The organism is Nocardia sp. CY15 (assembly GCF_009829295.1).
GTDB classification, from domain to species: domain Bacteria; phylum Actinomycetota; class Actinomycetes; order Mycobacteriales; family Mycobacteriaceae; genus Nocardia; species Nocardia sputi.
In genome coordinates, this window is sequence record NZ_VUOT01000023.1 from 21,389 (window position 1) to 43,916 (window position 22,528).

Below are 22,528 nucleotides of genomic sequence, written 5' to 3' on the forward strand. Positions count from 1 at the left end.
CCCTGCGGATGCTCCGCAGTCCTCGAAAACGCCTGCGCCCTGACTACATCAGCGAGACGTCCGACACACCGGACAGCTGGTGATGCGTATCCGCTATGGAATACTCCGGCAGCAACGCTCCCGACAGGCTGCCGCCGGAAGACAACGCCAGTGCCGAGTGGTCGTAGGTGTGCTCGGAGACCATGACCGGAGCAAGACCCGAGTCGGCGGAGTGATCGGCCGCGAGCGGCGCCGAAATCCCCTGCGGCTTCGGGTCGATCACCTGCGGCTTGATCGGCGCCTGGGTGGGCACGGGGGCGATCTGGGTCGGGGCGACCGGAGTGTGCGGCTCGACGGTGGGCACATGCGCGGGGGCGCTGTAGGTCGGCTGGTCCGGCGCGGAGTACGTCGGCTGCGACGGCCGGCTCACGGTCGGCACGTCGCCGGTGGGGAACTCGTCGGTCGGCAGGTCATTGGTCGGGTAGGTGCCGGTGCTGGGGTAGCCCGTGTTGCCGCCCGGTGTCGTCACGTCGTCGTCCGGCGTGGTCGGGGCATGCGGGGGCGCCTGCGTCTGAGTGACCGTCGCGCCGGGCGTCTTGGTGGTCGGCACGTCCGGCGCGGTGGTGACGCCGCCGTGCGGCATCGTGGTGGCGCCCGGGATCTTCGTTCCGTCGAGATCCGGGGTCTTCGGCACGGACGGCGTGGTCACCTCACCCGGAACACTCGGCGTCGGCGTGGTCTTGACGATCGTCGTCGGGAGCGTCACCGTCGTCGCGGGCGGCTGGGCCGGATGGGGCTGCTGCGGCTCGGTCGCCGGGGCGGGCTTCACCACGGGCGCCGGGCGGACCGCGTCGAACAGCGCGGGGACGGCGGCCGCCGGAGCGGTCAGCACGGACGGCCCTTCCGGCGCGGCGAGCACATTCGCGATCGGGGTCGAGGCGGCATCGGGCTGAATCGTGGTCTGCAGCGGCGTGGCCGCGACGACCGGGGCGGCGGCGACCGCGGCAGGTGCGGGCGCGGGCAGCGGGGCGGCGGGAGCCACCGACGCGGCAGGCGCGACCGTGGAAGCCGGGGCGGCGGGCGCGGGACCGGCAGGCGCCGAGGCGGCAAGCGGCTGCGCGACCGCCGACGAGGACGGGGCGGCGCCGGAGACCGCCGACGACTGAGTGGCGGACGTGCCCGGCGTCGTGAGACCGCCGAGCAGACCGGGATTGCCGTTCCCCGGCGCATGCGAGTCGCCGACGGCGCGATCGGTGCCGTCGGGCACGCGGATGCCGTCGGCCAGCCAGTCGGTGTACTCGTCGAGCTGGTCGCCGACGTGCCCGACCGCGACGTCGATCTTCATCTCGGAGGTGAAGTAGATCCCGTTCGGGCCGAGCCCGAAGTCGACCGACCACTGCGTGCCGACGAACACTCCGAGATCGCCGTCTTGACCGACACCGTCGAACGGGTCGCCCGTCGTCGGCGCCGCGCCGAGTCCATTGGTGCCGGGCAGGTCGAAGACGGTGGATCCGGGCGCGACGAAGCCGTTCGCACCGGGCAGGCCGAAGCCGTGCCCGGCTTGGCCTAGTCCGTGGCCGGGCAGGCCGAATCCGTGCCCACCTGGCGCGTCGAGGTCGTCCGCGAGCTCGGACCGGCCGCCGGGCAGAGGGAGACCGCTGGATACGTTGCCATCGGTCCCCGGAATGGTCAGTCCGTTCCCGTCCGCGCCGGGGATGCCGCCCAGCCCCGGGACACCGTCTCCGGAGTGTCCGGGCAGTTGCATCGCTTGTCCGCCCGCGTCGCCGGAGAAGGTAGGCAGCGAGAATCCCGCGTCGGTACCGCTGTAGTCACCACCCAGTGTGGGCAGCGATCCAGCGGGGCCTGCGCCGGCACCCGGCAGGGTGAACTCGTAGGCCGGGGTAGTCGGTGCCGGGTTGCCGTGGGCGACCGGGACATTCGAGCCGTGGGAAGAGTACGGCGCCGGTTCCACGACCGGGTCGGGGAAGGTGATGACCGGGCTCGGCTGATCGGGATCGGGATCGGTGCTGTGCGCCCAGCCGGTGTTCCAGCTGTCGAGGCGGGATTCGCCGGGCTGTGCGGGGACGCCGCCGCCGTTGGCGGCCACCAGGGCGCCGCCGGTGACATAGGCGCCCGCCCGCGCGACCCGCGCGACGCCGTTGGCCACGCGATAGGCGGTATCGCCCGCGCGTTCGGCCCCATCGGTGTCGTCGTCGAAGGGCAGATCACGCGTCATAAAAGCTCCACTCTCGGTTCTCCAGCATCCTCACCACGCCGGTGGCGACCAAGTGAAGATCACCCCACAGTATTTCGGGAATACTCGCCTGTCACATTCTCCAGGACTGTAGAGACTACGACTGTGGTGAGCAACACCACCCTGCCATCCGAATTACCGGATCGGAAGCCCTATTTACGGTGGCCTTCCGGACCGGAAGACAGGCTCGAACAGGCCCCGCTACCAGGCCGGATCGGGAACGTCGTGATCGCGACAGCGGCGCGCCGGTGAAAAACTGATAGAACTCTGAGAGTTGCCGGTGAGTGCTGAAGGTTTGCCTTCTATCGTCGAATTCGGCGAACCGCCCGTTCGGGCCATCGGAGTGCCGCTGGTCAGCTGCGTGTTCCCGCAGCGGCAAGCGGTCGCGTGCGCAGCGGGCAATTAGATTGACCCTCATGGCCGGACAACGAATCTTGGTCGTGGACGACGAGGTTCGCGTCCTCGCGTCGCTGCGGCGGGGACTGGAGCTCTCCGATTTCGAGGTCGTCACCGCGGCCGACGGCGCGGCGGCGCTGAGCATGGTCCGCGCCACGTCGCCCGACGCGATGGTGCTCGACGTCAACATGCCCGAACTCGACGGCGTCGGCGTGGTCACCGCCCTGCGCGCGATGGACAACGACATCCCGATCTGTGTGCTCAGCGCGCGCACCGCGGTCAGCGACCGGATCGCCTGCCTGGAGCGCGGGGCCGACGACTACCTGACCAAGCCGTTCGATCTCGGCGAGCTGGTCGCCCGGTTGCACGCGCTGCTGCGCCGCAGGCAGAAACCGGTGCGACGGCCGGACGAGGTCCGCACGGTCGGGCAGGTGCGGATCGAACCCGCCGGGCATCGGGTGCTGGCCGCGGGCAGGCCGGTGGACCTCACGAAGCGAGAATTCGAGGTGCTCGCCCTGCTCGCCGAGCACACCGGCATCGTGCTCGGCCGCGAGCAGATCCTGTCCGCCGTGTGGGGATACGACTTTCCCACCGACACCAACGTCGTCGACGTGTTCGTCTCCTATCTGCGTCGCAAGCTGGAGGCGGACGGCGTGCCCCGGGTGATCCACACCGTACGCGGCGTCGGCTTCGTCCTGCGGGAGGAACCATGAGCAGGTCGCCGTCGCTGCGCACCCGGGTGGCCGCCGTGTCGGGAGTGGTCGCGGCGTTGGTCGCGCTCACCTTGACGGTCACCTTCGCCGCCCTGCTCGGCGCCACCGGGGAACGTCAGCTGGACCAGACCGTCTCCTCGATGGCGGTCCGGGTCGCGCGGCCGCTGGAAGCCGCTCCCGGGCAACCGGTCCCGCCGTCCGCGTCGACGCTGTCTCCCGAGCAGGCGCCCGCGGACGCGCGCGGGCCGGGCCTGCCCGCCGACGCCGCGCTCGCCCGCGTCGACGGGCTGCCCGGCGTGCTGGTCGCGCTCGATCCCGACCGCGACAGCGTGGAGGCGGCCATCGGACGCAGCCAGCGCATCGGGCTCGGCATCGGAGCGGCGGGCGCGTTGCTGGCCGCGCTGCTCGGCTGGTTCCTGGCCGGATTCGCCGCCCGCCCGCTGCGCAGGCTGGCCGATGCCACCCACCGCATCGACACGCTGGAGAAACTGCCGCCGCTGTCCGGCCGCGGCGCGCGGGAAGCCGAAGATCTCTCCGACGCGATCACCCGCATGCTCGCCCGGCTGGAAGCCGCCCACCGCGCCACCAATCGAGCGCTGACCGGCGCACGCGACTTCGCCGCGGTCTGCGCGCACGAGTTGCGCACGCCGCTCACGGCCCTGCGCACCGATCTCCAAGTCCTGGCCACAAAGGAGATTTCGGAACAGCAGCGCGGCGCGATCCTGTCCGAGGTGCTCTTCGCCGAGCAGCAGATCGAGAACACGCTGACCGACCTGGAACGCCTGGCGGTCGGCGAACTCACCGGACCAGAGGTCTTCGAGCCGTTCGACCTCTGCGACACCCTCGACCGGGCGGTGCAGGACGCGCAGCGCAGGCACCCCGGAGTCCGGGTGGCACTGGCCGAATGCGCGCCGGTCACCGTGACCGGGCTGCCCGGCGGCGTCATGCTCATCGTCACGAATGCCGTCGCCAACGCCGTGCAGCACGGACAGGCAACAAACGTCACCGTCAGCGCCGCAGCGGGCCCGGCGGACACCGTGGAGATCCGCGTCGACGACGACGGCCGCGGCATCCCCGAGGCCCTGCGCGCAGGCGCCTTCGCCCGCTTCGTCAAAGGACCCGGCTCCCCCGGCTCCGGACTCGGCTTGGCCCTGGTCCGCCAGCAAGCCGAATTGCATTCCGGCACGGCCGAACTCGACGCGAGCCCACTGGGCGGAGCCCGCCTGCGCGTACGGCTGCGCGTGGCGGGCTAACCGGCTACTTCTTGTCCTTCGGCTTGTCCGAAGCGGCGTCGGAGGACAGCGCGGCGACGAAGGCCTCCTGCGGGACTTCGACCCGGCCGATCGTTTTCATCCGCTTCTTGCCCTCCTTCTGCTTCTCCAGCAGCTTGCGCTTACGGCTGATGTCACCGCCGTAGCACTTGGCCAGCACGTCCTTGCGGATGGCGCGGATGTTCTCCCTGGCGATGATCTTCGACCCGATCGCGGCCTGGATCGGCACCTCGAACTGCTGACGCGGGATCAGCTCGCGCAATTTGGTGGTCATCTTGTGGCCGTAGGCCTGGGCGGCGTCGCGGTGCACGATCGCGCTGAACGCGTCCACCGCCTCGCCCTGCAACAGGATGTCCACCTTCACCAGCTGCGACTCCTGCTCGCCCGACTCCTCGTAGTCGAGGCTCGCGTAACCGCGCGTGCGCGACTTCAACGAGTCGAAGAAGTCGAAGATGATCTCCGCCATCGGCATCGTGTAGCGCAGCTCGACGCGGGTCTCGGAGAGGTAGTCCATGCCGCCGAGCTCGCCGCGACGAGACTGGCACAGCTCCATGATCGAGCCGATGAACTCGCTCGGCGAGATGATGGTGCACTTCACGACCGGCTCGTAGACCTTGCGAACCTTGCCCTCCGGCCAGTACGAGGGGTTGGTGACGACATGCTCGGCGCCGTCCTCCATCTCCACCCGGTACACCACGTTCGGCGCGGTCGAGATCAGGTCCAGGTCGAACTCGCGCTGGAGGCGCTCGCGCGTGATCTCCATGTGCAGCAGGCCGAGGAACCCGCAGCGGAAACCGAATCCCAGCGCCACCGAGGTCTCCGGCGTGTAGGTCAGGGCCGCGTCGTTGAGCTGCAACTTCTCCAACGCGTCGCGCAGGTCCGGATAGTCCGAGCCGTCCACCGGATAGAGGCCGGAGTACACCATCGGACGGGGCTCCCGATATCCGGTGAGCGGTTCGCTCGCGCCGCCGCGCGCACCGGTCACCGTGTCACCGACCTTGGACTGACGCACGTCCTTCACGCCCGTGATCAGGTAGCCGACCTCGCCCACCCCGAGGCCCCGAGTCGGTTTGGGCTCCGGCGACACGATGCCGATCTCCAGCAACTCGTGCGTGGCGCCGGTGGACATCATCTTGATCTTCTCGCGCGGGGTCAGCTTGCCGTCCACCACACGGACATAGGTGACCACGCCGCGGTAGGTGTCGTAGACCGAGTCGAAGATCATCGCGCGGGCGGGCGCGTCGGCGTCGCCCACCGGCGGCGGCACCTGGGCGATCACCTGGTCGAGCAGATCGGCCACGCCCTCGCCGGTCTTGCCGGACACGCGCAGCACGTCCGAGGGCTCACAGCCGACGATGTGCGCCAGTTCGGCGGCATAGCGCTCCGGGTCCGCGGCGGGCAGGTCGATCTTGTTCAGCACCGGGATGACCGTCAGATCCTTGTCCAGCGCCAGGTACAGGTTGGCCAGCGTCTGCGCCTCGATGCCCTGCGCGGCGTCGACCAGCAGGATCGCGCCCTCACACGCCTCCAAGGCGCGCGACACCTCGTAGGTGAAGTCCACGTGGCCGGGTGTGTCGATGAGGTGCAGCACGAAATCGGTGCCCGTGTGCTCCCCCGTCCGAGGCGTCCAGGGCAGCCGCACGTTCTGGGCCTTGATGGTGATGCCGCGTTCGCGCTCGATATCCATCCGGTCCAGATACTGCGCACGCATCTGCCGCTCCTCGACCACACCGGTCAGTTGCAGCATCCGGTCGGCCAGCGTCGACTTGCCGTGGTCGATGTGCGCGATGATGCAGAAGTTCCGGATCCGGGCGGGATCGGTGAACGTCGTGTCGGCGAAGCTGGCGGGCACTCCACTCCTCATGGGTATCGGCAAACTGCCGTCCATCGTCCCATGCTGCTGTGTTGGTTTTTGCAGCGCCTGCGGCCCCGTGTGTTCACGGCCCCGCGAAGTCTCGTGTCCGAGCGGACGAGACTCGCGCCTACGGCGCACGCACTTCGCTCACTCCGGCGCGAGACAGACCGCGAACGGCGCTCGTAGTGGCGGTTATGTCCGGATTCATGCGTCATGCGCATCGCGATGTCCTCGGCGACACAAGGGTTCCCGGGCAGGTGAGAAGAGGCGGGTGCGCCGTTATTCTCCAGGGATGGCCCGAAGTTGGAACTCCCTCGGCAAGCAGATCGGTCTCATCGCGAAACAACAGGGTCCCAAGATCGTCAAGCAGCAGGGTCCCCGGCTGGTCGAGCGGCTGGTGGGGTCGCTGGCCCAGCGGCGCGCGAGCGGCGGCGTCTCGGTGCGGCCCGCCGCGTCCACCCCCGTCCCGACCGCCGAGCGGGCCCGGCAGATCGTCTACTCGCCGCAATTGGACGGCCGCGCCGATCCCGGGGAGATCGTCTGGACGTGGGTGCCGTTCGAGGAGGACCCGAGCAACGGCAAGGACCGGCCCGTGCTGGTGGTCGGCCGCGACCGTCGCACGCTGCTGGGCCTGATGCTGTCGTCGAATCCGGAACGCGCGTTCGACCGCGACTGGATCGGCATCGGCAGCGGCGCGTGGGACCACGACGGCCGCCCCAGCTGGGTGCGACTCGACCGGGTGCTCGACGTGCCCGAGGCCGGCATCCGCCGGGAGGGCGCGATTCTGCCGCGCAAGACCTTCGACCTGGTCGCCCACCGGCTCTGCGCCGAATACGCCTGGCACTGAACGGCGCCATGTCTCGCGTGCTCGGACCGACGCCGGAACGGTCCTACCGTCAGGAGATCATTTCGCGGGAGCGGCCGAACAGCAGGCCGTAGAGCAGCGCGCCGAGTGCGCCGCCGATCAGCGGGAACACGATGAACGCCCAGACCTGCCCCATCGCCCCGTCCTGGTAGGGCGCCACCGCGAGACTGCGGGCCGGGTTGACCGAGGTGTTGTCCACCGGGATCGAGACCAGGTGGATCACGGCCAATGTGACGCCGATGGACAGTCCGGCCAGCGGCACGTCGGAGATCTGATCGGTCGAGGACAGCACCACGAACACCAGCAGCGCCGTCAGCATCACCTCGACGATGATCATGGCGGCCAACCCGTAGCCGTTCTGCACGACCACCTCGCCGAGCGGCCCCCGGATCGCGGCCGGGCTGTGCTTGCCCCACCCGTTCGCGCCGAGTCCGTCCACCGACCGGTCGTACGACGGCAGGTTCTTGGCCAGCGCGAACAGGACGAGACCCGCGAGGAGTCCGCCGATCAGTTGCGCGATGACGTACCCCGCCGCGGACACGCCGCCGAGGCGGCCGAGCAGCAGATGGCCCACGGTCACCGCCGGGTTGACGTGGCAGCCCGATATCGGACCGATCGAGTAGACGAGGAACAGCAGCGTCAGGCCGAAGGCCAGTGCGACGCCCAGCGGACCGACCTTCTCCCCCGCCAGCACCGCGGTGCCCACGCCGCCGATCACCAGAACGAACGTGCCGAGCGCTTCGGCGCCCCATTTCTTGCTCTCGGGAATCGGTTTGTTCTCGACAGCCTCTTCGACTACTTCCTGGGCCGTTGGAGACATCTGTCCACCTTCCGCGTTCCAGACATGTACTCGGACGAGTCGTGGTACCGCTGCGACGACAGCAGCCGCGAGAAAGCAATGGTTGCTGGAGAGGACGCTACGCGAGTCGAGTGGTCGAGACAACGACTTCGAGGCCCGGTCGGGCCGCCACCGGTCCGATGTCGATTTCGTGTGCCGCACGGCGGCTGGTACCCTCGATCTTCGGCGCTGCGTTACCCGTTCACCTCGGGTGTGTCGCGCGCTCCCCAACTTTCCAGGACATACCTACCAGACAGGAACACGAGGAACCGGCGTGGCCAACATCAAGTCCCAGATGAAGCGGATTCGCACCAACGAGGAAGCGCGCAAGCGCAACCAGTCGGTCAAGTCCGCGCTGCGCACCGCCATCCGCAGCTTCCGCGAGGCCGCGGCCGCGGGCGACAAGGACGCCGCCGCGCAGCGCCTGCAGTTCGCCAGCCGGAAGCTGGACAAGGCCGCCTCGAAGGGCGTCATCCACGCCAACCAGGCTGCCAACAAGAAGTCGGCGCTGTCGCTGGCCTTCAACAAGCTCTGATCAACCCGGTACCGCACGCCCGGTACCACCCTCACGCTGTGACGCAGCCGCCGTGGCCTCGATGACCACGGCGGCTTTTGTCGTGCCCGACCCCCGCGCCTCTGTCGTGGACCGGCGACCCCGCAGCCGGGGATTCGGGATTCGTCCCGCGCCGTGTCCGAGGTTCCAGCTACCATTCGGCGCATGGTAACCGTGTATGCCAATCAGACGGTCGTTCGCGCCGAGGACCTGCCGGACGTGATCCGCGCGGCCGAGGTGCTCGGATTCGGACTGAAGATCGAGAATGTGCTCGTTCCCGACGACGACGGCGGTTACTCGCTGGAGTGGATCGTCACCCGCGACGAGGACGTGCCCGCCTACGAGGAGTGGGATGGCCGCTACGAGGACGCGGCGGACGACGACGGGGAACTGCTGCTGAGTTCCGCGGAATAGCACCTGGTCACGGCGCGTCCAGAGCGGCAACGAGCCGGTCGAGCGCCGCCTGGGAATCCGCGTCCGCGGCGCGGTAGATGATGATCCGCTGGTCGGGATCCTGCACGGGCATCAGTACCTCGTAGCTGACAACCAGTGGACCCACCAGCGGATGCCGCAACGGCTTGTTCCCCCGCCCCTGTACCCGAACGTCGTGGCGGGCCCAGGCCTGCTCGAACTCGGCGCTGTGCGCGGTGAACTCCGCGATCAGGTCGGCCAGCGCCCGGTCGTCCGGGTGCGCGGCCCACGCCGCGCGCAGATCGGCGATGCCCTCACGGATGATGCGTTCCCGCTCGACATAGAAATCCCGCATACCCGGGTCCAGCAGGCACAACCACATCGAGTTGCGCTGCCGCTGCGGCAGAGCGCCGAAGTCGGTGATCAACGCCGCCATCTCCCGATTCCAGGCCAGGATGTCGTAGCGGTGGTTGACCAGCATCGCGGGCAGCGGCGACAGATCGCACACCAGCATCGCCAGCGCGGGGGCGGGCACCGTGCTCGGCTTGCCGTTGTCCGGCTGCCGCTGTCGTGCCAGATCGAACAGGTAGGCGCGCTCGTCGTCGTTCAGGCGCAGCGCCCGCGCCAGCGCGTTCAGCACCTCCACCGACGGCCGAAGGCCCCGCCCCTGCTCGAGCCGCACGATGTAGTCGGTGCTCACTCCCGCCAGTTCGGCGACCTCTTCCCGCCGCAGCCCAGGCGTCCGGCGCGCCTGCCTGCGCTGGGGCAAGCCGAGATCGTCCGGCGTCAACCGCTCCCGACGGGCACGCAGGAAGGCAGCCATCTCCTGCACTCGGTCCGCGCTCCCTGGCCCTGCGGGGTCACGCGAGCTACCTCCTCCGGGCCCCGGGTCGCGGCGCTGTATGGAATCTGCACCGCTCCCTGGCCCTGCGGGGCTACGCGAGCTACCGCCTCCGGGCCCCGGGTCGCGGCGCTGTATGGAATCTGCACCGCTCCCTGGCCCTGCGGGGCTGCGCGAGCTACCGCCTCCGGGCCCCGGGTCGCGGCGCTGTGTCGGGTTCACCGTGCCAGTCATCACCGTCGATCCTACGGCTGACTAGGACTGGCTTTCCCAGGAAGAAGCTTCCCTTACTGCGTCTCGCGCACCGTTGAAGACTGTGTTTCGACAGCATGGCATCGCGAAACACAAGGAGCTGGACATGTCCAGAGCCCGCACCCTCGACACCTACCGGCTGCTCGGCCGCTCGGGCCTCCGGGTGTCGCCACTGTCCCTGGGAACCATGACCTTCGGCGCCGATTGGGGCTGGGGCGCGGACCGGGACGAGGCCCGCAAGATCTTCGACGCCTACGTCGAGCGAGGTGGCAACTTCATCGATACGGCCAGCCAGTACACCAATGGCACTTCCGAGCAACTGCTCGGCGAATTCACCGCGGACAACCGCGAAAGTTTGGTGCTGGCCACGAAATACACCATGCTGCGCCGCCCGGGTGACCCGAATTCCGGTGGCAATCATCGTAAGAGCATGATCGGCTCGGTCGAGGCCAGCCTGCGCAGGCTCGGCACCGACTACATCGACCTGCTCTACCTGCACGCTTGGGATTTCCTGACCCCGGTCGAGGAGATCTTGCGCGGTATGGACGATTTGGTGCGGTCGGGGAAGGTGCTCTACGTCGGCATCTCCGACGCGCCGGCCTGGCAGGTCGCGCGGATGCAGACCATCGCGGACCTGCGCGGCTGGTCCCCGCTCATCGCACTGCAGATCGAGTACAGCCTGATCGAACGGACCGTCGAGCGCGACCTCATCCCGATGGCACGCGAACTGGGCCTCGGCGTGATCCCGTGGTCACCATTGGCCAGCGGCGTGCTCACCGGCAAGTACAGCCGCGCCGATCTGGACCACCAGGTCAATGGTTCGCCCGAGGGCAGCCGCAAGAACGTGGCCGCCGCCAACGGCTCGCTCACCGAACGCGGTCTCGCCATCGCCGACATCGTTCAGCAGATCGCGGCCGAAATCGGCAAGACGCCCTCGCAGGTCGCGCTGGCCTGGACGCTGCGCGATCCGGCGGTCACCTCGCCGATCATCGGCGCGCGCACCGCGGCGCAGCTGGAGGACAATCTCGGCGCGCTCCAGGTGGAGTTCGACCCGGCCCAGCTCGCTCGGCTCGAACAGGCCAGCGCCGTGGACCTCGGCTTCCCGCACGAGTTCCTCACCCGCCCGATGGTCCGGAGTGTCACCTTCGGCGACCTGAAGATCGAAGGACGCGTCCGATAAGTTTCGACTTCCTTCACCGTCTGCATCCGTGACAGCACCGACCCCGGAGAGTGACGATGAACCTGGACCAGATCGAGATGTGGACGCGCGCCGAACGGCTCGGGCTCGCAGACTTCCTCGACGACCTGGACGAGCACGAGTGGGGCGCGACTCCCTGTGTCCCGGCTGGACCGTGCACGACGTCGCGGCTCATCTCACTCTGTCCAACCGGGTCACTCTCGGTGCGACGCTCGCGGGCATCATCCGGGCGCGAGGCAACCGGAACCGGATGACGGAGCGGATGGCGCGCGATCGCGCGCGCCGCTATTCCCCCGCGCAGCTGATCGCGCAACTGCGAGAAGGCGCCGCGTGGACTCGGCGGGCGCCTGGGGCGGGGCCGTCCATTGGTGGACACCATGATTCACGGACAAAGACATCGCCCGTCCGCTCGGTCGGCGGCGCGCCGTGCCCACCGAGCAGGCCGTCGTCGCACTGGAGCACGTCCTGCGCAGCCCCTTCTACGGCAGCGAGAAGCGCCTGCGCGGTGTGCGCCTGCTGGCCATCGATGCGGATTGGTCGGCAGGCACCGGAACGGAGGAGGTCAGCGGACCGCTGAGCGATTCTGCTGCTCGTGGCAACCGGTCGCGTGGCCGGGCTCGCCGGGTTGACGGGGAAAGGTGTGGAATGCCTCGCCGGTGCGTTGTGAGCTCGCGTGCTCCGTGCCTCCGGGCGGCCTTCGAGGGAGCCCTCGACTCCTGGCAAGCGCCGTACGGTAGGCAGCGAGTTCCGAGCCGAGCTGGGACACGACGGGCGGCCACTACTGCGCGGGCTCGATCGCGACGTTCGCCGCCGCATCGAACGTTCGGCTACGGCGACCTGCCGCACCGCACGACGCCGCGCGTGCTGCGCTGACATTCGCGATACGTGCGGTGTGGGCGATGCGGCTCGATCAGCCCGCGCCGTGCAGGTCCAGTATCTGGGTGAGAGCGTGTTCCAGAGCGTAGCCCGCGTCGGCGGCGCCGCCCTTCACGTCGGCGTTGAGGGTCGCGACCACCTGAAGGGCCGATCCGATGGTCGCCTGAGTCCAATTCCGAGCCTGCGCTTGTGCCTTCTTCACCTTCCACGGCGGCATGCCGAGCTGTTGCGCCAGCTTGAACGGGTCACCGCGCCCGGCCGAGCCGACGCGGGCGATGGTGTGCACCGAGTCGGCGAGCGCGTCGGCGAGCAGGACGTGCGGCACGCCGCGGTCGTTCGCCCAGCGCAGCGCCTCCATCGCCCCGGGGCGATCCCCCGCCACCGCGAGCTCGGCCACGTCGAATCCGGAGACCTCGGCCTTGCCGGAGTAGTAGCGACGCACGGCCGCCACGTCGATCTTCCCGCCGGTGTCCGCGGCCAGTTGCCCGCACGCCGCCGCCAGCTCACGCAGATCCGAGCCCACCGCCTCCAGCATCACCTGGACGACCTCGCCGGACACCCGCACCCCGGCGTTGCGAAACTCGCCGCGCACGAACTCGACTCGCTCGGCGGCTTTGGTCAGCTTGGCGCAGTCGTGCGTGACGGCGCCTGCCTTCTGCAAGGCGGGCACGAGCGTTTTGGCCCGTCCGCCACCGGAGTGCAGAACGACCAGCACGACGCCCTCCGGCGGGCTCTGTACCGCCTCGGTGATCACCGCGACCGCGTCCTTACCCGCCTCGGCCGCCGCCTCGAGGACGATCACCCGGTCCTCGGCGAACAGCGACGGGCTCAGCAGTTCCGCCAGCTCCGCGGTACTCGCGTCACCCGCTCGCAATCGATCGACCGGCACCGCGTCGGGATCCGGAGCCAGCGCCCGTATCTGCGCGGTCAACCCGCCCACCGCGCGCTCGATCAGCAGCTCTTCTTCCCCGAGCATCAAATGCACCGGCGCTGGTCGCTCGCTCACGCCGACGTCTCCCCGCTGCCGGAGGGCGTCGTGCCCGACAGGCGTGCCCCGTTGCTCCACTCGCCGCGCTCATCCACAGCCCGATCCTACGGTTCCCGACCGACACCCCGACTCGACCCGGCACCGCGCCGTGACACGCGCGACGCCGACCGGAAGACTCGGCCGCACACGAATGGCAATGCTCCTCTCATCCCTCCGTTGGTGATCAGGGGCTGGTCCCTCGAACCGGATCGAGTGGAACGCAGCGGCACTTCGCCCGTACGTCCGCGGGGTCAGCGTGAACTCGTCACGCGGAGGTGTTCAGCACTGCCGGATACCACGATGTCGCCTTGCCGATCCGTCCTGGCCACGGTCGCCCCGAGATCGGTCAAGTCGGCGAGAACGCCGGGGTGCGGGTGTCCGAAGGTGTTGCCTGCGCCGACAGTGACCAGTACCAGTCGGGGACGCACCGCGTCGAGAAATGCTCTTGTGGTGGTCCGTGAGCCGTGGTGCGGCAGTTTGAGAATGTCCGCTCGGAGGGGAATCCCGGCATGCATCAGGGCCCGCTGGGCCTGCGCCTCGATGTCCCCGGTGAGCAGGATCCGGCCCCCGGGCGTGCGGGCGGTGACGACCACCGAACGGTCGTTGGCGTCCTCCGCTTCGGCTCCCCGGACCGGACGCGGACCGTTCCGGGCCGGCGCGAGCACTTCGAATTCGATCCGCCCGAAACTGAGCACGTGTCCGGCCGACAATCCCAGCAGCGGCACGCCCGCGTCTGCGGCGACGGCCGCGACCTGCTCGAGCCCCGAGACAGGATCACGCGCGTCGCCGGATGGCCGCGCTGCCCGGCCGCTTCCGCCTTCGGTCGCACCGCAGGCCATGGGCATTCTGGCAGCACCGGTATTGTTCGCGGCCGGTGTGACGATCGGGCCGTGACCGCAGCGGAGGCCGGCTTCGGGAGTAAGCCCAGCAGGTTCGGGTCGACCAGGTGGTGGAAGCGCCTCGAGTTCCTGGATGCCGACCGCTATCGCGTCGACCGCGCGACCGTGTAGCGCGCCGGTGAGCCCGCCGATGTGATCCGCGTGCGGATGGGTGAGGATCAGCAGCGGGATGCGTTTGATGCGCAACCGGTCCAGACAGGTCCGGATCGGGCGCGGGTCCGGCCCGACATCGATGACGACGGCGGCGCCGGGACCGGCCGGCACGGCCAGGCCGTCGCCTTGGCCGACATCGCACGCCGCGAGGACCCAGCCGCTCGGCGGCCAGCCCGGATGCCAGAGCCGCACCGGGACCAGGATCACCGCGACGCCGAGCACCAGCGCGGCGGCGACTCGCCGCACTGCCCGGGCACGCAATGCCGCGATCGCGACCGCCACGACGACACTCGCGATCAGCCCTCCCGCCAGGCCACCCGGCACAGTGACGGTCGCGCCGGGCAGCGCGGCCGCGTACCCGGCCACCCACAGCAACCACCACAGCGGCGGCGCGGCGCAGCGCAGGATCAACTCGGCGAGGGGCGACCATAAACTCGCCAGCACCGCGCCACCTGCTCCTATGACGGTGATCGGCGCGACGACCGGGGCCACGAGAACATTGGCCAGTACCGCGACCAGGCTGAGCCTTCCGGTGAGCGCGATCAGGATCGGTGTCGTGACCACGAACGCCCCTGCGGACACGGCGACTATCTCGGCGGGCATCCGCCACCATCCCCTGGCACGCAACCAGTCGGCCCAGCTCGGCGCCAGCAGGATCAGGCCGCCCGTCGCGACGACCGACAGCGCGAACCCCGCGTTGACGGCGAGCGCGGGCCACAGAGCCAGTAGCGCGATGATCGCCGCGCACAGCGCGGGCAGCGCCTGTTTACGGCGACCCGTGAGCACCGCGAGCAGGGTGATCGCACCCATCGCACCGGCTCGCAGCACGCTCGGGTCCGGCCGCGCGACGACGACGAACATGAGCAGCGCCGCCGCCGCGACAGCCGCCGCGGCACGCGGACCGAGCGTCAGCAGGCGCACCACGAACAACACGACGGAAAGCACGATGGTGCAATTCGCGCCGCTGACCACTGTAAGGTGCTGCAGCCCGGCGATCTCGAAGTCCTCGCGCACCTGTTCGGGCAGCGCCGAGGTGTCACCGACGACGAGCGCGGGCAACAGGCCCGCGGAGTCGGGCGGCAGCGCCCGCGCGGCCGATACGGCGAAATCGGCGCGCACCGAGTTCGCGACGCGCTGCCACCACGGCAGCGGCCCGGCGGCAACGGGCGCGCCCAGCGCATGCAGCGTCGCGACGGTGAGATCGGGTCGGCGCGGCTGATCGACCCGGGCCCGGAACTCGACCGGCCCGCCCGGCGACAGATCGGCCCACTCCGGTCCGGAAGCCAGGATCACCACCGCGCCACCCGCGCGGACGGTCACGCCGCCGCGCCGGTACTCGCGCAGATCCGCCCGGAGCACCCACTGCCGATCCGCGCCGGGCACCCTGACGCGCAGCGGTTTCGGGTCGTCCGTCGGCGTGACCACCACGCGCAGCGATTGCCCCGCCGCCGCCCGCAGCGGATGCGTCGCCCCTCGATGTTCCCGCCAGGCCGCCGCGGCGGCGAACGCGGCACCGAGGATCACGGCCGCGAGCGCCACCACCGCTACCGATCGCCACCGTTCGCCGCGGTGCGCGATGGCCCACAGCAGCAGTACCCACAATCCGATAGCCGTCATCGTCAACGTGGCCGCCAGTACCGTCCCGGCCCGCCACCCCGCCGTGAGCGCGACGATGGTGGCGCCCCAGCAGCACAACGCGGCGGGTAGCAAGCGAGCGTCCAGCACGTGGGCGGCGCCGGGCTCTTCCGTCGCACCGCCCTCCTTGCGACCTCCATCGGCCCGAGCGGTCGTGCCGGTCTCCGACGATCCCGCAGGCGATCCCAGCGTCCGGCGAACCACTTCGAGCAAGCCGCCGGGATTCATACCCGCACCAGATCACGCAATCGGGCCAGCCGGGCCGGGCCGATGCCGTCTACCTCACCCAGTTGCTCCACGGAGCTGAAGCGGCCATTGGTCGTACGCCAGCTGACGATGGCGCGTGCGGTGACCGGCCCGACACCGGGAAGACCATCGAGTTCGGCCTCAGAGGCCGTATTGAGGTCGATCCGGCCCCCCGAAGACGAGGGACGACCCGAGGTGGCGGCGGAACCGGAGGACGGACGCCCGCCCACGCCGATCGTGCTGCTGCTCTGGTGCGGCGCGGCGGAATTCGGGACGGCCGGACCGACCAGCACCTGATCCCCATCCGACAAGCGCTGGGCCAGATTCAGACCGCTGGTGTCGGCGCCTTCGCTCGGGCCGCCGGCCGCGGCGAGCGCATCGGCGACGCGCGATCCCTCGGGGAGGCGGACAAGACCGGTGCGCTGGACCAAGCCGACGACACTGACGACCAGCTCGGCTGTCGGCGGACCGGGTTCGACGCCTCCGGTCGGAGCCCGGACCGCGCTCACCGACGCAGCCGCAGCAGGTGTTTCGAAGGCAGCGGTCTGCCGAATCGGCAACGGCGTCACCGGGTGTGCGATCGGGCGCTCGAGGAACACGATCACCCCGGCGATCACCATCGCGGCGAGCCCGACGAGCCCGAGCGTACGCACCCCACGGCGCCCCGGATCGAGTCGGATGCCTCGGAATCGTTCGGGCACAAGCCGATGCCGCCGATCTGGTCCGGTTGCCGGTTCCTCGAGCCAGCCGGGAAACCGTACGCGACCGACATCGTCTTCGCCTACCCGGTCGGGAGTCGGGTCGTCGGGCAGCCGCAGGAGACCCCACTTTCCCTCCCCGGCCGAACGATCGTCGGGTCGTGGTTCACCCATCCGCGTAGCCCCCTGAGAGGAGCTGCCTTCCCGTGCCGATCGGTGTTCATCGTCGCCATCGGAACCGGTCGCGTCGAAATTCACCGATGTCCCGGCGTCCAGGGACGCGGGCACGGCTTCTGCGGCCATCCGAGCAGCAGGCGCGACATGTGACGTGCCATTCGATGTCGATTCGACCATCGCAGAGCGCGAATCACTTTCGCTGGAGGGCGACGGTCGTGCACTCCCGCCTGACCGCCCGCCGCGTGGTGTGGTGGCAACCGTGCCCCGGGTGGGAGTCGCGAGACCGGCACGATCCAGCTGCCCGGTCTTTCGCGCGGGCTCTCCGCTCGAGGAGCGCGCCGTACTCCACCCGGACGGTTCGCGCTCCGTCCCTGCCCCGGCCGCTGCAGCGCCCACACCGGCCGTTCTGCTCGCGCCGACCCGGGCGGTCAGCTCACCCAATCGCAGTCGTACCCGGTCGCGTTCGTCCTGTCGTGACATGGCGGCGACGGTAGTGCGACCACACGGCGAAAATGATGTCCTCACCAGGCATTCGACAGGTCTGTTGACAACCACCGGGCTGTGCACAACCCACCCCTCGATCGGCTGACGCCTTCATCCGGACACGCCGTCTACTTCGCAGACGCATTCGCACGCCCGCGCCGCGAGGGCCTGAGCCGCCGCCTCAGAGTTCCTTGGCGAAGCAATTCGAAAGCGGCAGCACCTCGTACGGCGAGAAGATCGGAATACGGTGGTAGCCGCTGCGTTCGTAGAAGCGAACAGCCTCCGGTTGCAGGTGACCGGTCTGCAGAATCAATCGGGGGCGTCCGGCCAGGCGGGCGGCATCCTCGGCCGCGGCCAGCAGCAGCGCCGCGGCGCCCGAGCCGCGGTGCGCGGGGCGGACGAACATCCGCTTCACCTCGAGGTCCTCCGCGTTCCATCGCAGGGCGGCGTGGCCGGCCGGACCGTCCGAGTACGCCACGAAGGTGCGGTGCACGGTGACGGGATCGACGGCATTCGGATTGGTGCGCAACTGCCCTGCCAAGTAGGCGTAGCGCGGCCCGACCTCGGCGGCCATCTCCGCGCGCAACGTCACCGCGTCCGGATGCTCCCAGTCCACCGCGGTCACGGTCAGCGGCGGACGAACCGGCGGCTTGGCGGAACTCATGACCCGACGCTAGCCGCGTGTCCCGGGGCAGCGCTCGGATTCAGATCACCGAGATTGTTGCCCGAGCGGGGAATCCGGAACGCTCAGCGACACCCGCCCGGGACGACGAGCACGCCGAGCGCTCCCATTCCGAGGTGCACCGCCAGCGACGGCCCGAACTCGGCGACGATGAGTTCCTCGATTCCGGGAATGCGTTCGCGTAGCTGGCCCGCGACGGTGTGTGCGGCGTCCTCGGCGCCGAGGTGTTGCACGGCCACGGCGGCGCCGTCCGCACCGGCCACGTCGACCGCCGCGGCGACGAGTTTCGTGTAGGCCTTGGAGCGCGTCCGGACCTTCTCGCGCAGCTCCAGCCGCCCTTCGACCATGTGCAACAGCGGCTTGGTGACCAGCTCGCTGCCGAAGAATGTCGCCGCGGACGAGAGCCTGCCGCCGCGGCGCAACTGCTCGGTGCGATTGACCAGGATGAACGTGCGGGCGCGCGCGGCGGCGGCGACCGCCGTGTCGTAGACCGCGTCCAGCGGCGCCCCGTCCTCGGCGCGCCGCGCGGCGGCCAGCGCCGGCAGCCCGGTGGCCAGCCCGGCCCCCAGCGAGTCGACCAGGCGGACGCGGTCGGCGGCGTCCATGTCGCGCACGGCCTGCCTGCCGGCCTCCCATGTCCCGGACAGCCGACGGGAAATATGCACCGCCACAACGCCGTCGCCGCCACTGCGTTCCCAGGCAAGCTCGTAGACCGCGCGCAGCTCGCCGGGTGAGGCGGCCGAAGTGGTCACGGTGTCGGAGGCATAGTCGATGTCGACCGGGTCGACGCCTTCCCGCATCGCCCGATCGCCGACCAGGACATGCAGGGGGACGACAGCGATATCCAGCTCGTCGAGATGTTCGGCAGGGAGGCTGGCGGACGAATCGGTGACGATCACGACTGCCACGGACTACCGAACCTCCTGCAAGGTCTTGACCATCGCGTTGGCCACCGCCGCGTGACCATCCCAGCCCCAGTGGATGCCGTCCGGGTTCGCCTCGCCGGAGAAGATGTTGTCGCGCACCGCTTCACCCAGGTCGACCAGCGGCACCGAGGTCCGCCCCGACCAGGCGCGCAGCGCCTCGACCGCACGCGGCCTGCCGGAGTGCACGCGACCGTAGGCCGCGCAGTCGTGCACCGACGGCAGCACCGCGACGACGGGCAGGTCGGGGCGCAGCTGGGCCAGTGCGGTGCGGGACTGCTCCAGGTAGTCGACGCTGACCTTCGGCGGAAGCGCCACGGGCCTGCCGAGTTTCGACAGTTTCGGTTGCAACCAGTTGTAGGTGGCGCGGACGACACGGCGCAGGGCGGGCGGGCGCACATACCGGATCAGTTCGCGCAGCGCGGTGGGCAGCGGCGAGGGCAGCGTGTCCATGCCGCCGACGGCGAAGACCACCGCGCCCGCGCGCGGCACCGCGGCCCACACGCGGGGATCGCCGATCAGCGCCCAGTAGGCGTCACGGCAGGTCCAGCCGATCCGGCCGACCAATTCGACGTCCCAATCCAGCTCGGCGGCAACCAGGTTGGGCCAGATGCGCGGATGGTCGGCGGGCAGTCCGCCCTTGGGTCCGAAGTAGGAGAGGGAGTCGGCGATCACCAGCAGTACCGGGCGTGCGGCTTCCCGGGCCTCGGCGGGCCCTTCGGCGGATTTCGCCGGCTCGGCGACCCGCTCGGAGGCGTCCTCCTGAGCGACAGCGTCCTCGATGGCGGTGTGCGCTCGCGGCCGCGACTCGATGGCGACTTCCGCGGCGGGAGAGACGGACTCGGCGGTTATGACCACAGCGGGGTGGAGTTCGGCTGCGCCGGAGTCGGCGGGTGCGTTTGTGACGGCGGGACCGCCGACCGCTCCGGTGGACACCGCCGATTCGGCGACTATGGCCGCGTTGGCGGTCTCGGCGGCTTCGGCCGCACCGGCGGCATCGACGGCATCGACGGCATCGACGGCATCGACCGTATCGGCGGCATCGACCGCACCGGCGGCATCGACCGCACCGGCGGCATCGACCGCACCGGCGGCATCGACCGCACCGGCGGCATCGACCGCACCGGCGGCATCGACCGCACCGGCGGCATCGACCGCACCGGCGGCATCGGCCGCACCGGCGGCATCGGCCGCACCGGCGGCATCGACCGCAGTGACCGATTCATCGAGCCCACCCACGAATTCGGCGGTCGGCTCCGAAGCGGAATCCTGACCGACGGCTGGCGCGATAACGCTGCCGGAGTGTGCTTGCGGCTCCGATTCGGTGACGAGATCGCCTACTGCGGCGACCGATCCGTCATCCTCCGCGTCGGATCCCTCGGCGGGCTCGGACGCGCCGCCCGATTCCGCGCCCGACGGCCGCTCGGACGTTGCCTCGGGTTCGCGAGACGCCGGTGGCGGACCGCCGAACAAGGCGTCCGGCAACTGCCGCTCAGGTCTCGCCGACACCTTACGGAACAGTTCGTCCGGGACCGATCTGATCGGATCTTCAGAGGACATCCGGTGCTACCTTCGCCGCCGCGTTCCACACATCCAGACGCCAGCCGGGCTGTTCGATGCTCGGGCCGTGACTGCTGAGCTGCACCCAGCTGGTGTTGGCCAATCCGCCCAGGATCGGCCAGTTCTGCGGCGGCAGGTCCAGCAGCGCGGCCGTGAGGGCGGCGATCAGCCCGCCGTGCGCCACCAGGATGATAGTCCGGCCGGGCCAATCCTGCCGCCCGACCAGCAACTCCCGTACGACCGGCAGCGACCGCGCGCCGACCTCGAGTTTGCTCTCCCCGTTGGGCGGGGTGTAGCGCGCGTCCAGCCGCCATGCCATGCGCGCGCCCGGGTAGTCGGCGTCGACCTCCAGATGGGTCAACCCCTCCCAATCACCGAGATTGGTCTCCCGCAGCCGCGCGTCGGGGACCACGGTGAGCCCGGTGTGCTCGGCCAGTGCCGTCGCGGTGTCGAAGGCCCGGCGCAGATCCGAGGAGTGGATCGCGATGGCGTTACGCGAAACCAGCTCCCGCGCAGCCTCTTTGGCCTGTCTGCGACCGAGTTCGGTGAGATCGGTATCGATCTGGCCTTGCATACGGTCGGCAGCGTTCCATTCGGTTTGCCCGTGGCGCAGGAGGATCAGGGTGCGCACGCCGGCATGTCTGCTCACGATCGCGCCTCGTCCTCCGTCGCAGCGGCGCGCTTGTCCGGCGCGGCCCCGGTGATGCCCGCGACCGGCACGACCGGGCAGTCCTTCCACAAACGTTCCAGCGCATAGAAATTGCGCTCGTCGTTGTGCTGGATGTGCACGACGACGTCGACGTAGTCCAGCAGCGCCCAGCGGCCTTCGCGGGTGCCCTCGCGCCGCACCGGCTTGTGCCCGGCCGCGCGGAGCTTCTCCTCCACGTTGTCGACGATGGCGTTCACCTGACGTTCGTTGGGTGCGGAGGCGATCACGAAGCAGTCGGTGATCACCAACTGCTCGGACACGTCGAGCACCACCACGTCGGACGCCAGTTTCTCGTCGGCGGCCCGCGCGGCGACCTGCGCGATCTCCACCGACTCCGCGGTCGCGGTCATGCCCGCACCTCGCTGCGCTCGCTCACGCTCAGCTACCTTCCGCTGCTCCGGGCACATACAGGTGCCGCTTCGATATGTACTGCACCACGCCGTCGGGGACGAGGTACCACACCGGCCGGTTCTCGGCGGCGCGGCGACGGCATTCGCTCGACGAGATCGCCAGCGCCGGGATCTCGATCATGGTCACCGCATCGGCCGGAAGATCCCGCAGATGCTCCTCGAGATGATCGGTGTTCAGCTCGTACCCCGGACGGCTCACCCCGACGAACTTCGCCAGTTCGAACAGTTCCGCCCAATCCTGCCATGTGAGGATGCTGGCCAACGCGTCCGCACCGGTGATGAAGTACAGCTCGGCGCCGGGATACTTCGATTGCATCTCCCGCAGCGTGTCCACGGTGTAGGTGACCTTGCCGCGGTCGATGTCCGCGCGGCTGACCGAGAATCGCGGGTTGGAGGCGGTGGCGATGACGGTCATCAGGTACCGGTCCTCGGCCGGGCTGACCTGCTCGTGTGCCTTCTGCCAGGGCTGTCCGGTGGGGACGAAGATCACTTCGTCCAGGTCGAACCGGTGAGCGACCTCGCTGGCGGCGACCAGGTGCCCGTGGTGGATGGGGTCGAACGTGCCGCCCATCACCCCGAGCTTGCGGCCGCGCCGACCTGTCTCGTGCATGACTGCCGAGCTTA

At 69.8% G+C, this 22,528-nt stretch carries 20 protein-coding genes; 7 read left to right on the forward strand and 13 right to left on the reverse strand.

The genetic code is table 11. The features are described from left to right. Window positions 1-43: 43 nt before the first annotated feature. A complete protein-coding gene (locus GVY39_RS23180; protein ID WP_159928153.1) occupies window positions 44-2,215 on the reverse strand; it encodes a hypothetical protein in 2,172 nt (723 codons plus the stop codon). Window positions 2,216-2,649: 434 nt separating this feature from the next. Between GVY39_RS23180 and GVY39_RS23185 the strand changes: the two genes are divergently transcribed. Then, a complete protein-coding gene (locus tag GVY39_RS23185) occupies window positions 2,650-3,342 on the forward strand; it encodes a response regulator transcription factor (RefSeq protein WP_159928151.1) in 693 nt (230 codons plus the stop codon). After that, the gene (locus GVY39_RS23190) at window positions 3,339-4,595 is read left to right on the forward strand and encodes a HAMP domain-containing sensor histidine kinase (protein ID WP_159928149.1); all 1,257 of its coding nucleotides are present in this window, start codon (window positions 3,339-3,341) and stop codon (window positions 4,593-4,595) included. Before GVY39_RS23185 ends, GVY39_RS23190 begins: the two co-directional genes overlap by 4 nt. 4 nt (window positions 4,596-4,599) lie before the next feature. Here GVY39_RS23190 and lepA read toward each other — a convergent pair whose 3' ends face one another. Then, window positions 4,600-6,501 carry a translation elongation factor 4 gene (gene lepA, locus GVY39_RS23195; RefSeq protein ID WP_370523818.1) on the reverse strand — a complete coding sequence of 634 codons (1,902 nt, stop codon included), beginning with the start codon at window positions 6,499-6,501 and terminating at the stop codon, window positions 4,600-4,602. A gap of 259 nt (window positions 6,502-6,760) precedes the next feature. Here lepA and GVY39_RS23200 point away from each other — a divergent pair, with 259 nt between their 5' ends. Then, window positions 6,761-7,315, forward strand: coding sequence for a type II toxin-antitoxin system PemK/MazF family toxin (locus GVY39_RS23200; RefSeq protein ID WP_159928147.1), 555 nt, complete (start codon window positions 6,761-6,763; stop codon window positions 7,313-7,315). A 49-nt stretch (window positions 7,316-7,364) separates the two neighbouring features. Here GVY39_RS23200 and GVY39_RS23205 read toward each other — a convergent pair whose 3' ends face one another. Beyond that, complete coding sequence (locus GVY39_RS23205; protein WP_159928145.1) at window positions 7,365-8,153, reverse strand: aquaporin; 789 nt, start codon at window positions 8,151-8,153, stop codon at window positions 7,365-7,367. Window positions 8,154-8,445: 292 nt separating this feature from the next. Between GVY39_RS23205 and rpsT the strand changes: the two genes are divergently transcribed. Both rpsT and GVY39_RS23215 read left to right on the forward strand, forming a co-directional pair. After that, window positions 8,446-8,706 (forward strand): 30S ribosomal protein S20, encoded by a 261-nt coding sequence (gene rpsT / locus GVY39_RS23210; RefSeq protein ID WP_159928143.1) that lies wholly within the window; start codon window positions 8,446-8,448, stop codon window positions 8,704-8,706. Between the two features lie 183 nt (window positions 8,707-8,889). Further along, window positions 8,890-9,138 carry a hypothetical protein gene (locus GVY39_RS23215; protein ID WP_159928141.1) on the forward strand — a complete coding sequence of 83 codons (249 nt, stop codon included), beginning with the start codon at window positions 8,890-8,892 and terminating at the stop codon, window positions 9,136-9,138. 7 nt (window positions 9,139-9,145) lie between these two features. On the opposite strand, the gene GVY39_RS23220 is transcribed toward GVY39_RS23215, so the two are convergent. After that, window positions 9,146-9,958, reverse strand: coding sequence for a helix-turn-helix domain-containing protein (locus tag GVY39_RS23220; protein ID WP_159928199.1), 813 nt, complete (start codon window positions 9,956-9,958; stop codon window positions 9,146-9,148). Window positions 9,959-10,334: 376 nt separating this feature from the next. On the opposite strand from GVY39_RS23220, the gene GVY39_RS23225 reads away from it, so the two are divergent. Continuing rightward, window positions 10,335-11,408 (forward strand): aldo/keto reductase, encoded by a 1,074-nt coding sequence (locus GVY39_RS23225; protein ID WP_159928139.1) that lies wholly within the window; start codon window positions 10,335-10,337, stop codon window positions 11,406-11,408. A 139-nt stretch (window positions 11,409-11,547) separates the two neighbouring features. Continuing rightward, window positions 11,548-12,003, forward strand: coding sequence for a maleylpyruvate isomerase N-terminal domain-containing protein (locus GVY39_RS23230; protein WP_236565624.1), 456 nt, complete (start codon window positions 11,548-11,550; stop codon window positions 12,001-12,003). 333 nt (window positions 12,004-12,336) lie between these two features. On the opposite strand, the gene holA is transcribed toward GVY39_RS23230, so the two are convergent. The 9 genes from holA to nadD form a co-directional block, all read right to left on the reverse strand. Continuing rightward, window positions 12,337-13,308, reverse strand: a complete 972-nt coding sequence (gene holA / locus GVY39_RS23235; RefSeq protein ID WP_159928137.1) for a DNA polymerase III subunit delta — start codon at window positions 13,306-13,308, stop codon at window positions 12,337-12,339. 272 nt (window positions 13,309-13,580) lie between these two features. Next, window positions 13,581-16,244 (reverse strand): ComEC/Rec2 family competence protein, encoded by a 2,664-nt coding sequence (locus GVY39_RS23240; protein ID WP_201295318.1) that lies wholly within the window; start codon window positions 16,242-16,244, stop codon window positions 13,581-13,583. Then, window positions 16,241-17,134 carry a helix-hairpin-helix domain-containing protein gene (locus GVY39_RS23245; protein WP_159928135.1) on the reverse strand — a complete coding sequence of 298 codons (894 nt, stop codon included), beginning with the start codon at window positions 17,132-17,134 and terminating at the stop codon, window positions 16,241-16,243. The genes GVY39_RS23240 and GVY39_RS23245 overlap by 4 nt, the downstream gene beginning before the upstream one ends. A 667-nt stretch (window positions 17,135-17,801) precedes the next feature. Further along, on the reverse strand, window positions 17,802-18,284 hold the full coding sequence (locus tag GVY39_RS23250) for a GNAT family N-acetyltransferase (protein ID WP_159928133.1): 483 nt from the start codon (window positions 18,282-18,284) through the stop codon (window positions 17,802-17,804). Between the two features lie 83 nt (window positions 18,285-18,367). After that, a complete protein-coding gene (locus GVY39_RS23255) occupies window positions 18,368-19,210 on the reverse strand; it encodes a DegV family protein (RefSeq protein ID WP_159928131.1) in 843 nt (280 codons plus the stop codon). A 3-nt stretch (window positions 19,211-19,213) separates the two neighbouring features. Next, window positions 19,214-19,906, reverse strand: coding sequence for a diglucosylglycerate octanoyltransferase (gene octT, locus GVY39_RS23260; RefSeq protein WP_159928197.1), 693 nt, complete (start codon window positions 19,904-19,906; stop codon window positions 19,214-19,216). An 868-nt stretch (window positions 19,907-20,774) separates the two neighbouring features. Beyond that, the gene (locus GVY39_RS23265) at window positions 20,775-21,437 is read right to left on the reverse strand and encodes a histidine phosphatase family protein (protein WP_159928196.1); all 663 of its coding nucleotides are present in this window, start codon (window positions 21,435-21,437) and stop codon (window positions 20,775-20,777) included. Beyond that, window positions 21,431-21,844, reverse strand: a complete 414-nt coding sequence (rsfS, locus tag GVY39_RS23270; protein WP_159928129.1) for a ribosome silencing factor — start codon at window positions 21,842-21,844, stop codon at window positions 21,431-21,433. The genes GVY39_RS23265 and rsfS overlap by 7 nt, the downstream gene beginning before the upstream one ends. Before the next feature lie 28 nt (window positions 21,845-21,872). Continuing rightward, window positions 21,873-22,514, reverse strand: a complete 642-nt coding sequence (gene nadD, locus GVY39_RS23275; protein ID WP_159928127.1) for a nicotinate-nucleotide adenylyltransferase — start codon at window positions 22,512-22,514, stop codon at window positions 21,873-21,875. Window positions 22,515-22,528: the final 14 nt, after the last annotated feature.

What these genes read in the sequence shown, in the direction of transcription:
- GVY39_RS23180 (WP_159928153.1), bottom strand. Translation starts at nt 2,215, where the DNA reads ATGACGCGTGATCTGCCCTTCGACGACGACACCGATGGGGCCGAACGC.
- GVY39_RS23185 (WP_159928151.1), top strand. Translation starts at nt 2,650, where the DNA reads ATGGCCGGACAACGAATCTTGGTCGTGGACGACGAGGTTCGCGTCCTC.
- GVY39_RS23190 (WP_159928149.1), top strand. Translation starts at nt 3,339, where the DNA reads ATGAGCAGGTCGCCGTCGCTGCGCACCCGGGTGGCCGCCGTGTCGGGA.
- lepA (WP_370523818.1), bottom strand. Translation starts at nt 6,501, where the DNA reads ATGGACGGCAGTTTGCCGATACCCATGAGGAGTGGAGTGCCCGCCAGC.
- GVY39_RS23200 (WP_159928147.1), top strand. Translation starts at nt 6,761, where the DNA reads ATGGCCCGAAGTTGGAACTCCCTCGGCAAGCAGATCGGTCTCATCGCG.
- GVY39_RS23205 (WP_159928145.1), bottom strand. Translation starts at nt 8,153, where the DNA reads ATGTCTCCAACGGCCCAGGAAGTAGTCGAAGAGGCTGTCGAGAACAAA.
- GVY39_RS23215 (WP_159928141.1), top strand. Translation starts at nt 8,890, where the DNA reads ATGGTAACCGTGTATGCCAATCAGACGGTCGTTCGCGCCGAGGACCTG.
- GVY39_RS23220 (WP_159928199.1), bottom strand. Translation starts at nt 9,958, where the DNA reads ATGGCTGCCTTCCTGCGTGCCCGTCGGGAGCGGTTGACGCCGGACGAT.
- GVY39_RS23225 (WP_159928139.1), top strand. Translation starts at nt 10,335, where the DNA reads ATGTCCAGAGCCCGCACCCTCGACACCTACCGGCTGCTCGGCCGCTCG.
- GVY39_RS23240 (WP_201295318.1), bottom strand. Translation starts at nt 16,244, where the DNA reads ATGAATCCCGGCGGCTTGCTCGAAGTGGTTCGCCGGACGCTGGGATCG.
- GVY39_RS23245 (WP_159928135.1), bottom strand. Translation starts at nt 17,134, where the DNA reads ATGGGTGAACCACGACCCGACGATCGTTCGGCCGGGGAGGGAAAGTGG.
- GVY39_RS23250 (WP_159928133.1), bottom strand. Translation starts at nt 18,284, where the DNA reads ATGAGTTCCGCCAAGCCGCCGGTTCGTCCGCCGCTGACCGTGACCGCG.
- rsfS (WP_159928129.1), bottom strand. Translation starts at nt 21,844, where the DNA reads ATGACCGCGACCGCGGAGTCGGTGGAGATCGCGCAGGTCGCCGCGCGG.
- nadD (WP_159928127.1), bottom strand. Translation starts at nt 22,514, where the DNA reads ATGCACGAGACAGGTCGGCGCGGCCGCAAGCTCGGGGTGATGGGCGGC.